This window comes from Pseudanabaena sp. 'Roaring Creek', assembly GCF_001402795.1.
In the GTDB taxonomy this organism is placed as follows: domain Bacteria; phylum Cyanobacteriota; class Cyanobacteriia; order Pseudanabaenales; family Pseudanabaenaceae; genus Pseudanabaena.
This window is the reverse complement of sequence record NZ_LIRE01000030.1, coordinates 1-11,944: the sequence shown is the minus strand read 5'-3', so window position 1 is coordinate 11,944 and position 11,944 is coordinate 1. Positions and strand designations below refer to the sequence as shown.

The following is an 11,944-nucleotide window of genomic DNA, read 5'->3' as shown; positions in this document are numbered from 1 at the left end:
TCTCAAAGCCCAAAAGTAAAAGCCTTGCTACGCAAGGCTTTTACTTTTGGGCTTTTAAAACTTGCCAGCTTAACTCGAATGGACTAAAAATTAGCGATCTTCTTCGGGTTTTTTTGTGATTTCGATCGCATTTTTACAACATCAACATCACAGGATCGAAGATTTGCGATCGCAACAGCAAAAAAATTTTAAAGCGATACTCATAACCATAGAGAAATACCTTTAGCGCACTAACAATCTCATTAACAATCTCATTAACAATCCTACTAACGCCATGATTCTTAATTCCCTAAACCAAGTTCGCTCGATCATGATTAATACAATCGCTGGTACCGAAAAAGCAATTATGTATTTAGGCAAAATCTTTGTCATCGATAAAGCCTATAACAGCCTCACCGATGCCATTGCAGGATGCCGAAGAGATCTAGACTTGGGCATGGCAATCTTGATCGTACCCGACGCTAACAAGTACTGCGTTTGGGTCGTCATTCCCAACGAGTTAATCGTCAATCCCTGCTAAATTCTATCAATGCTAACACGATCGTCAAAAACGAAACATTCTCCTTCCCAAACGCTTTCTTCTGGCGGAACTTCTTCAATATATTTGAGAATGCCACCCTTCAGGTGATATACCTCCCTAAAGCCCTGCGATAACATATAGGCACTAGCCTTTTCACAACGAATCCCTCCCGTACAGAACATAGCAACTTTTTGATGTTTTTCAGGATCGAGTTGCTCCTTGACGTAGTTAGGGAATTGTCCAAAGACTTCTATATTCGGATCGACCGCACCCTTGAACGTACCGAATTCAACTTCGTAGGTATTGCGCGTATCGATTACAATCACCTCAGGATCGGCAATTAAGGCATTCCAATCCTTTGGCTCCACGTATTTCCCAACTCGGTGTCTGGGATCGATATCGGGAACGCCTAAAGTTACAATCTCTTTTTTGAGGCGGACTTTCATACGTTGAAATGGAATCCCCTGACAATAAGATTCTTTATGCTCCAAATCTTGAAGGCGCGGATCGCTCCGCAGATAAGCTAATAGAGCATCGATAGCTTCACGTCTACCTGCGATCGTCGAGTTGATTCCTTCCTTCGCTAAAAGGATTGTGCCTTTTAATTGGCGATCGGCGCAAAACTGTTTGAGGGGAGCCTGCAACGATTCATAATCTGGCAAGTCTGTGAAATGGTAGAAAGCTGCCACTACGCAAAGCTCTGTACCAAGTTCCGTGCCAAGTTCCGTGCCAAGTTCTATATTTTCTTGAACATGACCTTGGGTGTTGTTGATAATTTGTGCTTGCAGACGATTTATTTGCTTGATCCTACTCATTTACTCACAAACTTACTAAAGCATCATTTCAATATACAACATTTGCCAGAGAAAGCTTGACTAAGCTTTTTTTGCTGTAATGCACGCACAACAAGTACTACAGGCTTTTTGATTTTTATGTTTAATTGCGCCTAGCTACCCCTATCCAAAAGTTTAATGTATCTATTGACAATTGTACCGTTCGTTCGGTATAGTAATTTCGTACTGAATGAACGGCATAAAACAAATTTCCTCGTTCCTTCTCACCGTTAAAAACTCGCCATTAAAAAACTATGATTAAGCTATACGGTCACGAAATATCGGGTAATTGTTACAAAGTAAGCTTGATGCTGTCGCTACTCAACCTTGATTATGAATGGGTTAGAGTCGATCTCCTGAAGGGTGAACAAAAGTCAGATGAGTATTTGGCAAAGAATCCCTTTGGGCAAGTGCCTCTACTGGTGGATGGGAATACGAATTTGGCGGATGCTCAGGCTATCCTTGTTTACTTGGCGCGAAAATACGGTGGCGAGCAATGGCTCCCGACGGATGCTCTGCTGATGGCAAGGGTAATGCGCTGGCTATCAACGGCAGCAGGTGAAGTGCGCCAAGGTCCTGAGAGTGCAAGGCTGTTCCATTTGTTTGGGGCAGGAACGAATATTAATATCGAACGAGCCACACAAAAGTCAATTTTCATTCTTCAGCAGATCGATCGGCATCTAAGTGAGAGACATTGGCTAGAATGCGATCGCCCCACAGTTGCAGATGTTGCCATCTATCCTTACCTTTCGCTCGCTAAAGATGGTAAAATCGATATCGAACCTTATTCTAACATCCTAAATTGGATGGAAAGAATTAAAGAGCTTTCAGGCTATATTCCAATGGCATAACGATGAATAGAATCTTGGCAATCTCTGTTAGTCTTAGATCGCAATCTACGAGTAAAGCTGTATTACAAGCTTTCTTTATTCTGCTCTCTTAATTCATGAGGAGTTAAATTATGCCCCGTCAATTTGGTACGATCGCTTTTACTCCAGCAGTACGAGCAATGCAAGAGAGAATGGGTTCTCGCGAGAATTACCAGCGCTTTGTCGATCAGGGTGCCGATAACAATACCGTTACTCCCGACATAGCAGAATTTATTGCTAGTATGGAGGGCTTTTACCTTGGTACGGTCACTGCCAATGGGTATCCTTATATTCAGTTTCGTGGTGGTAAGGCGGGATTTTTAAAGATTCTTGACGAGCGAACTCTGGGGTTTGCCGATTTTCGCGGTAACGTTCAATATATTTCCGTAGGGAATCTTTCGGAAAATGATAAAGCCTTTTTATTTTTGATGGATTATCGCCACCGTCGCCGCCTCAAGATTCTCGGACGCGCTCGCATTGTCGAAAACGATCCTACAATTCTCTCGCAAGTAAAAGATCCCAGTTATGCAGCAGTAGTAGAACGCGCAATCGTATTTGAGATTGAGGGTTGGGATTGGAATTGTCCACAACATATTCCTATGCGCTATTCCCAAGCAGAGGTGGATGTGCTGCTGGCAAAAATCCATGAATTAGAAGATCTTCTACCATAGGGATGATTGGCGGCGCTTTACGCCGCCAATCATCCCTATGGTTTTGTACCCTACACAAATTTTCAAAACATGAAAATTAAAAGCATTTTGAGTAATATTGTCTTGTATGGGCGATCGACATGGCAGATCGTCAAATCTCGCCTACAACCCAAAAAAGGCTTAAATGATATTCTGAACTATCGGTATATCTCAGATCGATTGGCGACAAGCGGACAACCAACTGCTGAGGAATTCTCCTTGATTTACCATGCAGGGTATCAAACGGTTCTCAACTTAGCGCCCCCCAATGCCTCCAATGCTTTGCCCAATGAACCAGCGATCGTTAGTGGTTTAGGAATGGATTATATTAATATTCCCGTAGTTTGGGATAGCCCTACATTAGCTGACTTTACTAAGTTTTGTGATGTGATGCAAGCGCATAGGGAAAGACCGATCTTCGTTCACTGTGCCATGAATATGCGGGTTTCAGCGTTTGTTTATCTCTATCGTCGCTTGATCATGGGTGTCTCAGAGCCAGAAGCCTATCAGTTAATGACGACTATCTGGCATCCCAACGAGACTTGGCAGCAATTTATCGAAAATGCGATCGCCTCCTACAGCAGTTCGCCTTGAAATTTTGGCATTGAAATTTTAGAACTTTCTATTAACTTTCTATCAATATTAAAAAAACTATGGAAACTAAGCCCCCACTCCCTCCTTTTACGCTCGAAACCGCCAAAGCCAAGGTACAGGCAGCAGAAGATGCATGGAATACCCGCGATCCTGAACGAGTCGCCCTTGCCTATACAGAAGATTCAGAATGGCGGAATCGATCGGAATTTTTGAACGGACGGGATGCGATCAGAGACTTCCTAAAACGCAAATGGGCAAAGGAACTGGACTATCGTTTGAAGAAAGAGCTTTGGTGCTTTATGGATAATCGGATTGCCGTGCGCTTTGAGTATGAGTGGCACGATGAAGCTGGTTCTTGGTATCGTGCTTATGGCAATGAGAACTGGGAATTTGCAGAAAATGGTCTGATGATGCGTCGATTTGCTAGCATCAATGATTTACCAATTCAAGAGTCAGAACGAAAATTTCGCTGGGAGCGTTAATTGTCATCATAAGCTTGACTGTATAATTTTTTGGCGTTGCTTCCACATGTTATGACGTTGATTCCATTCACTAGTTTTTATTTGGGATTTCTTTTTTCTCAAATAATCATACCAAGCTCCAATTATTTTTTTGCGCACTTCTAGATCATGAAAATTTTCATGGTTTTCAAGGAGATGATCTGGGACAGTGCTCTCTGACTTACCAGATTCTATAGAGATTAAATCCATAAGCATACCTAAAGAGAGAGATAAGGAACGATTGAATTCCTTTTCACTAGAAGATTTCGCAAGATGCTGGTCTACAATTAAGTATAAGTTTTCATAGCTTGAATATGAAGAAAGTACTCCTGATGCTCTTTGACTGAGAAATAGCTTGTTGTCTAATGCTGCGAATGAAAGAATTTCAATAATCTCGTCTTTCGATAAATCGTCTTTTTGCTCCAGTTGCTCAACTCGCTGTAATCTTCTATCTGTTTCAGTAGGCTGATTTATTGAAACTTGGCAAGAGTTGAGGAAAATAGATAATGCTATGACAAAAACAATGTCTAATTTTAGTTTTCTATCCATAAACTTGACAGAGTTGCTTGCGTTCGACTGCGGCTCTTATTATTTCAACTTTACCTGTAAGTGGACAATACCAGTATTTTTTTCATAGTATTTTTTTTTAATTATTAAAATTTTGGTGGATAAATTTTACGTTGAATCATTTTAGTCTTGTCTGCATCCCAATCGTTTTTTATCCATTTATTGGAAACTTTTTCCCAGAAAAAAATTTGAGAATTATCAGTATTATAAACCCAAGCTCTATCATTTTCATCCCAAGCAATCTTAATGTTGAGATAACCCACAAAATCTGAATCTTTATCTTCATATATAAGGTTATTCTGTTTGTCGTGTATTGATACAAACCAGAGGTATCTGGGATTTTCACGAGAGTCATCATTTTTAGATTTGACAGTTGCCTTTAGGATGTATACCCCAGATGGAGCAACAAGTACTTTCTCTCCTGAAGTAATATCACCACATGATTGAATAAGAATAGCTATAAGGAATAGAAACTTTAAGAATAAAGACTTATGAATTTTTTTTAGCATAATACATATGGGAAATAATTATACAGGTAAGGGAAATTCGACAGTCCAAATATTCTCAAGTTGATCAAATTTAGGAATCGGCTCTGAGGAATTTGGCTTGATAGCTCTCCATGTAGCAATCGAAGCAGCAACTTTTACGGAATCCTCTGTAGTATCAACTTCAGTTCCTATAACTTTGCTGACTTTTACTAAGTAACTATCACTACTTGTTAGTGATTTAAGATGATCTAGGGTTTGATAAACACCATCGATTGCCGCACTAATCCAATCATTATGAGTTCTTGAATTAACCTCGCCCTTTTCTCTATCTACCTGTTGTCCTATATGATCGATTAAGTTTTCTCCCGTTAAAGAGGGTTCAACTACTACAAAAACATATGCAAAATACCCAACACCATTTTTTACCTTGGCTAATTTGTATTCACCAATCATCTATCTTACCACTCTATCTAGACATCCTGAATAAAGAGAATACATCTTTCTGGAAGTAATGTTCTGTTCCAACAGTTTGGTAGGATGCGTTAATGAAATGTAAAGCACATTTTTTATGAAATGAATAGACAATCATAAACCTATCAACAAGCAAGAGGCGATTTTACCTATGGAAGGAATGGAGCGTAGGATGCGATCGCACCAGTTCCATTGCTGTGAGTGATATTGGTGAGGCGATCGCGATCGTCGTAGGTGTTATTTGTCTGAGCGACAAGATTATTGTCACTGTATCGATATTTGTTGGTGACTTGACTAATCGCATTGTAAGCATAGTCCACCCGCTTATTGCCCTGAGCATTTACAGTCAAGCGATTTAACGCATCATATTCACGGGTAGTCGCGATACCAAGACTGCCATTGATAGTGTCGGTCATCGATAACACATTGCCAACATTGTCATAGCTATAGCTCATGATCGTCGTGGGAAGATTAGGAGTCCCTTCGTTACTGACAGCCAGCATCCTACCATCAAGGTCATAGGTATAACTGTAGGTGCTGTCTCCGCAGTAGCCAACTGGCGAGCCGATGGGAAGGTTTCGGCGAGGAATTTGCAGGTGTTGTCAAAGCTCATTGATGGATTTTATCATTTTGAGCTTTTTTTGAAGGCTTGTGGGATTAGCCTTATTGTCGGTTTAGCTGGGATCGCAAGATAACAGGAAAAGTAAGAATGAAACGCGGGTTCCAAGTCATTTTTGCGTAAGTCCTAATTTAATTGATAAGACCAAATTCTTCACGAAAGAATTTTAGCGACTCTTCCGCAGAGTTGGCTATTTCAGGATTTTGTGACTCCAATAATTTTCTGTAAAATAAAACTGGACTTTTTGATTCCATAGTAGATCTAATGAATCTCCCCTCTTCAGGATCTTCTAACAAATAAAAATATCTACTAAAGGTATTCTCAATCTGAAAATAGTCTTGCCTATCAACAATAAGATATGAAAAATTACTAAGTCTAGCAAGTATATCTAGAAAAGCGCTGAGTCCTATTCTTGCTGTTACTTTGCTCAGTACCCATATAATTGGCATTAAATTTGGAGTTGGGTTTAAAATCAACACTTCACTGATCGCGTTAACAATATCCTTCTGCTGGGATTCAGTAAATCTTAAAGATAAATAAGGCTCTGATAATAATTGTTTTTGAGTCTCCAATGCAATGTTGGTATTATTAATTAAAAATACATCTGCAAAAAGAACTATTGCATTAGCTATGGAGTCTTCGTTATTTGACTTCAACTGCTCTATCAAGTCTAGAATTAATGGATTCATTGTTTTGAATAATCTGATTTCTAAAATGACCTCAAGTTACGTCCTCGCTTATTTTCGAGTTCAACTCTATATTCTCTTCTTTTATTATCTTTGTCTGGTGAACCCTTGGCTATATTCTCACCTGTTCCATCCCATTGATAGGTGTAAAGCGTTCTTGCTCTGTCATCAGTACCACCGTTAGATTGCACTGTAGCCATATACTGAGTTATTTCTGACATACCTCTTATGAAACTTGTTTCATTCTCTTTCGGAAACCATGGCGCTTTTGTAGGGTAAGTATAGAATAATTCTAACAAAGCATTGTTCATTTGACTAACTCTTACTCCAACTATTGAATTATTCCTCACTGGAACCTGATGAGTGTTTGTATATCCTTTTTGCAGTTGTACAATCATTTGATTTTCACCTTTAGGATCATCCTCCTCACAAATATTTGGATTGGGTATGTATGGTTTATTGGGAGTAGGAAATGGATTAGGATTTCGTTTCTTATTAGCTTGAGGTATTGGTGTTAGTTTAGGACTGGGAGAAGGTGTAGGGGCTGGCTTTATATTCTTCGATGCTTGAGGATTGGAGGGGAAATAATCGTCATCAGCAGTAGGTTGCGTAAATGCGAAGAAGGTTGTCGCGAATGCCGCTACTGGAGCTACAAAACGCCCAATCAAAGCTAATCCACTTAGCAATCCAGATCCCGATCCAATAGCTTTCGCTCCTGCTACTGCGGCTCTCACTCCTACTACTGCGGCTCTCACTCCCGCCAAACCTGAAGGATCATTGTATCCAATGGGAGAATTAAACACATAGCGATAGAGATTAGTATCTTCGCCTTTGAAACTAATCGGATCTTCAGAAATAAACTTCCCAGTAAAGGAATCCAAATATCTAGCGCGGTTATACTGCAAGCCAGACTCAGCATCCAACTCCCTCGCCGTATAGCCATACCTAAACACCACCGACTCATCAGTCTGACTAGTGACACCACCAAACGCATCATAAACAATATGATTTAGCATCGTACCCGAATCATCAACGATATCCCTCACACTACCAAGATGATCAGTCAAAGCCCAGCGAACATTGCCATTACTCTCATCCGCCTCAATCTGGTCAACACCATTACCAAACAAATAGCGATGATTGACATTCCCATTCTCATCAAAGATTAAATCGATATTCTGGTCACGACCATAGACATAGCGCTCCGTCACCGCAGCAAGAGAACCATCTCCATCTGTATCAACTGTCTTCGCAATACGCTGATTGTATACATCATAGGTATATTCAGCAGTTCTGATAATCTCACCAAGATCATTCTTAACGGTGATACCCGTCAATCTATCCCTAATATCCCAACGATATTCCATCACCTCATTAGTCGATTTATCAGTGCGCTTAGTTCTATTACCTACGATGTCATACTCATAGAGATATTTATTGTCCTCCAAGAGACGATTATTTACACCCGTGACATAGCCATCATTAGTTCTATTCCCATTGCTGTCATAGCTATAACTCTCATTGTCTTGAAAATCATATTCACCTGAAACTAGCTGATTGGTGTCGTCATAGGTATAACTAGAACTGCCATCATTGCTAGTGACATCAGTGATTCTGTCGCCTTGATCATAGGTTTGGCTGTAGGATGCGATCGCACCAGTTCCATTGCTGTGCGTGATATTGGTGAGGCGATTGAGATTGTCGTAGGTGTTATTTGTCTCGGCAACGAGATTATTGTCACTGTATCGATATTTGTTGATGACTTGATTAATCGCATTGTAAGCATAGTCCACCCGCTTATTGCCTTGAGCGTTAACAGTCAAGCGATTCAACGCATCATACTCACGGGTAGTCGTGATACCAAGACTGCCATTGATGGTGTCGATCATCGATAACACATTGCCTACATTGTCATAGCTGTAACTCATGATCGTCTTGGGAAGATTAGCAGTCCCTTCGTTACTGACGGACAACATCCTACCATCAAGGTCATAGGTATAACTGTAGGTGCTGTCTGGATCGGTGATTTGGGTGAGTTCACCTCCAATGCTATTGATGCTGACTCGTCTCGTTTGATTGGCTTGGCGATCGCGTAATGATACTAATATCTTTCTAATTAGACTTGGGGTGATCGCTTTGATTTTGTAGTTTTTCGCACTCTAGGCTGTTTTGTAGCGAGTTTTTGCAGCTTTTCGATTTGCTTTAGGGTTAGTCCTGTGAATTCTGCGATCGCTTCTACAGGAAGGTTGGAACTTAGCATTTTTAAGGCGATTTGGTTTCTTTCTTCAGCCTTTCCTTTCGTCAAAAACCTTTCGTTAAACCTTCGGCTTTGCCTTTGGCTATGCCTCTAGCCTCGCCTTTGGCTATGCCTTCGAGCAAGATTTCTTGATAAATTACTGATTCTTTCATAATTTCGCTCTTTAGTAATCTTTGGATGATTTCTTTGTTTAGCGCTATACCCGATATTATAGCGGTCGATGCTGCGACGTTGCTTTGGGTCGTTTTATCGGTGATGTTTTCGATTTGTTGGGCGACTTGTCTTAATGTTTCTTCGGGGTTGTTGGTGTTGGATAGTGGGGCAAACGGTAGCAAGCCTTGGTATTGCTGAAATGTTTCGGTGGGTTGCTCCCAGAGGTGGATGACTTGGAAGTGATGCGTTAGTTCACCTATGCTAAATGTGGTTTCGTTGACTAGGGTTGATTGGCTGGGGGTGAGGTAGATGACGACTTGATGGATTTGTTTTTCTGGAAATTTGCGATATAGGCGTAGTCGGTAGTCTGCCATGCGGAAGGGGATGTTTTTGTTTGGCTCAGTTTGGAATGGAGTATTAGTTCTGCTGATTCCAAAAATATAACGGAGTCGGCGCGGATTGGTTCAAGCAGGAGTTCGGATGGTTCAAGTTTGGTGAGGTTGATGGGACTTCCCAATAGCCAACTGGCGAAGTCGCTGGGGAAGGTTTCGGCGAGGAATTTGCAGGTGTTGTCAAAGCTCATTGCTGGATTTTATCATTTTGGGCTTTGTTTGCATGATTTTTGCGATCGGGCTTCTATACTCGAAACAATCCTAAGAAAATTAATTACTCTACTTTAGGTTGAAATACATACATACCTTTACGATCAATATAAGAAGCATCAATTGCATCATCGAAATCATTATAGTCATAAGAATATTCTTCACTCTTGATTCCAATACTTTGGCTTGGGTCTCTTACTGATGCTAGCCCTCCTCTAAAATTTAATGCTTTACTGAATCTATAGGGAATAATTAACTTGCCATTTCTATCAATGTACCCCCAAAGATCTTTAATTTTAACTGCCGCTAAATCTTCAGAAAAAGAATTACAATATCTATAAATATTAGGTATCTCAAATTTACCAAATTTATTGATATATCCACATTTACCGTCTAATTCTACAGCAGCTAATCCGCCTGAAAAATGAGACGCTTGATCGAATAAGAAAGGAATCACTAAATTTTGATCTTTATCAATATAGCCATAATTTCGACGATCTTTAAATTCATCTTGAATTGTATTTGAAACTACGGCTAAACCTTCTGAGAAAGAATCTGCCCTTAAATATTTTGAAGGAATTACAATTTCACCTTTTGTATTAATAAATCCATATTTTGATTTTTCTTCACGATTAGCAAATACAGCTAGACCTTCTGAGAATTCGTAAATATCTCCAAAAAATGGACTTGGTTGAATTACTACTTTTCCATTAGTATCAATAACTTCAAGTTTTACATCGTTGTTTTCAGAAGTGTGCACGGTTGCCAATCCCTCGCTAAAGTTGCGTGGAAATCCATTAGCATCGCTACTATATTTCGCTCCAATTACAAACCATCCAGACTCATTAATATATCCCCAATATGCTCTCACTGAAAAAATACTATCAACCCTAACTGGAGCTAATCCATTATTAAATTTCCCAACATTAAAAAATATTGAAGATATAGCTATTTTCCCTTCTTTATTTATAAACACGCAATTTTCTTCGCGAAATTCCTGTGAAGGCTTTTCACAAACAGGTGCTAATCCATTATGAAAATCATCTTTTAAGTATTGATATGGAGACGATTTTTCAATTTTAATTATCGGCTTTCCATTTATATCTATGAACCCTGTAAAATCTTTATTTTTTACTCTAAACAAATTCTGTTCGGACATATTGTCAAGCCTATTAATAGAAATGATTCCATGATTATCAAATGTATTGTATATAGAAAATATCACAATAAGTAATGTCAAAAATATTACAACTAACTTAATTAAAATTTTCATCGGATTGACTTCAATTTACTTAACAACAAGCTCACCAAATTTTTTCACCGTTGGGTAAGTCAGGGTGTTCAAAACTGATCTACCAAAAGACTTGAAAGCAGATAAATTATCTTGAGGATTGGGCTTTGGAATAAAATTATCTGTAACAAGAATAGATTTTCTATTGATAAAGTTTCTTACTCGCCTAGCTATAGATTTAGTCTCTTCGTCTTCATTTGTATCACTATCAAAATAATTTCCTTCTTTGACAGTAACGCAACCTGCTGACGAATTCCCATAGGAATGAAGTCGATATCCAAATCTGCCATTATATTGATCAATATCGTCTCTTGGAATAGAATCATGACGATCTAAGCGATAACCATAGTCAGGATCGATAGCAAATTCTAAAATATCATATACTCTTGGTGGAACACCGCCAAAGTCTCTAATATGAGTCAAATCTCGTCTGTTGACATAGCCAGTGTCTAAAATAGCGTGAACTGTTCCTTTTTTGCCGTTCTTCCTAAATCTTTCTTCGGATCCTCCTCCTGAAAAAGCTTGTATTTGCAGTGTCTCAGAAGTTTCGCGATCTTTCAAAGTTAGAATTGCTGATCTGTAATCAAATACAGCTTGGATATTCCTAGGAGATCTTGCATTATCAGAAAGACTCCCACCATTTGAACGAGGGGCAATATTTCCAGAAGGATCATTAGTCGATTTATCAGTGCACTTAGAGCGTGTTTGAGAAGTTTTTGGCAATAAAAAAAGGTGAAAAAAGCTCCCAAAGGTATAGCCTGTCAATATACAAAAACAAAGACAGCCTTATGGAAGCAACAAAGAA

At 39.4% G+C, this 11,944-nt stretch carries 13 protein-coding genes and 3 pseudogenes; 5 read left to right on the top strand and 11 right to left on the bottom strand.

The genetic code is table 11. From position 1 onward, the window contains the following. Window positions 1-310 precede the first annotated feature (310 nt). Window positions 311-520 carry a hypothetical protein gene (locus AC805_RS00885; RefSeq protein ID WP_231662382.1) on the top strand — a complete coding sequence of 70 codons (210 nt, stop codon included), beginning with the start codon at window positions 311-313 and terminating at the stop codon, window positions 518-520. Window positions 521-528: 8 nt separating this feature from the next. Here AC805_RS00885 and AC805_RS00880 read toward each other — a convergent pair. Beyond that, window positions 529-1,260 (bottom strand): annotated as a pseudogene (locus AC805_RS00880) (rhodanese-related sulfurtransferase); the annotation flags it as partial. Between the two features lie 347 nt (window positions 1,261-1,607). On the opposite strand from AC805_RS00880, the gene AC805_RS00875 reads away from it, so the two are divergent. The 4 genes from AC805_RS00875 to AC805_RS00860 all read left to right on the top strand — a co-directional run bounded on the left by AC805_RS00875 (window position 1,608) and on the right by AC805_RS00860 (window position 3,987). Continuing rightward, window positions 1,608-2,204 (top strand): glutathione S-transferase family protein, encoded by a 597-nt coding sequence (locus AC805_RS00875; RefSeq protein ID WP_055073661.1) that lies wholly within the window; start codon window positions 1,608-1,610, stop codon window positions 2,202-2,204. Between the two features lie 110 nt (window positions 2,205-2,314). Next, window positions 2,315-2,893: a pyridoxamine 5'-phosphate oxidase family protein gene (locus AC805_RS00870; RefSeq protein WP_055073660.1), complete on the top strand. Its 579-nt coding sequence runs from the start codon at window positions 2,315-2,317 to the stop codon at window positions 2,891-2,893. Window positions 2,894-2,962: 69 nt separating this feature from the next. Beyond that, entirely contained in the window at window positions 2,963-3,505 is a 543-nt protein-coding gene (locus tag AC805_RS00865; RefSeq protein ID WP_055073664.1) for a protein tyrosine phosphatase family protein, read from the top strand. A 59-nt stretch (window positions 3,506-3,564) separates the two neighbouring features. Continuing rightward, the gene (locus tag AC805_RS00860) at window positions 3,565-3,987 is read left to right on the top strand and encodes a nuclear transport factor 2 family protein (RefSeq protein ID WP_055073659.1); all 423 of its coding nucleotides are present in this window, start codon (window positions 3,565-3,567) and stop codon (window positions 3,985-3,987) included. A gap of 6 nt (window positions 3,988-3,993) precedes the next feature. Here AC805_RS00860 and AC805_RS00855 read toward each other — a convergent pair whose 3' ends face one another. The 10 genes and pseudogenes from AC805_RS00855 to AC805_RS00815 form a co-directional block, all read right to left on the bottom strand. Next, window positions 3,994-4,554 carry a hypothetical protein gene (locus AC805_RS00855; protein ID WP_055073658.1) on the bottom strand — a complete coding sequence of 187 codons (561 nt, stop codon included), beginning with the start codon at window positions 4,552-4,554 and terminating at the stop codon, window positions 3,994-3,996. 104 nt (window positions 4,555-4,658) lie between these two features. After that, complete coding sequence (locus tag AC805_RS00850; protein WP_055073657.1) at window positions 4,659-5,081, bottom strand: hypothetical protein; 423 nt, start codon at window positions 5,079-5,081, stop codon at window positions 4,659-4,661. Between the two features lie 18 nt (window positions 5,082-5,099). Beyond that, the gene (locus tag AC805_RS00845) at window positions 5,100-5,513 is read right to left on the bottom strand and encodes a hypothetical protein (RefSeq protein WP_055073656.1); all 414 of its coding nucleotides are present in this window, start codon (window positions 5,511-5,513) and stop codon (window positions 5,100-5,102) included. A gap of 167 nt (window positions 5,514-5,680) precedes the next feature. Continuing rightward, on the bottom strand, window positions 5,681-6,034 hold the full coding sequence (locus AC805_RS00840; protein WP_055073655.1) for a hypothetical protein: 354 nt from the start codon (window positions 6,032-6,034) through the stop codon (window positions 5,681-5,683). A gap of 247 nt (window positions 6,035-6,281) precedes the next feature. Next, window positions 6,282-6,839, bottom strand: a complete 558-nt coding sequence (locus AC805_RS00835; RefSeq protein WP_055073654.1) for a hypothetical protein — start codon at window positions 6,837-6,839, stop codon at window positions 6,282-6,284. Between the two features lie 20 nt (window positions 6,840-6,859). Then, window positions 6,860-8,812, bottom strand: coding sequence for an RHS repeat domain-containing protein (locus tag AC805_RS00830; protein WP_055073653.1), 1,953 nt, complete (start codon window positions 8,810-8,812; stop codon window positions 6,860-6,862). Then, window positions 8,813-8,884 (bottom strand): annotated as a pseudogene (locus AC805_RS27230) (hypothetical protein); the annotation flags it as partial. Window positions 8,885-8,952: 68 nt separating this feature from the next. Then, window positions 8,953-9,829, bottom strand: a pseudogene (locus AC805_RS27225) (Rpn family recombination-promoting nuclease/putative transposase). A gap of 83 nt (window positions 9,830-9,912) precedes the next feature. Then, entirely contained in the window at window positions 9,913-11,121 is a 1,209-nt protein-coding gene (locus AC805_RS00820) for a WG repeat-containing protein (RefSeq protein ID WP_082429366.1), read from the bottom strand. Window positions 11,122-11,136: 15 nt separating this feature from the next. Next, a complete protein-coding gene (locus AC805_RS00815; protein WP_055073651.1) occupies window positions 11,137-11,904 on the bottom strand; it encodes a DUF2778 domain-containing protein in 768 nt (255 codons plus the stop codon). Window positions 11,905-11,944: the final 40 nt, after the last annotated feature.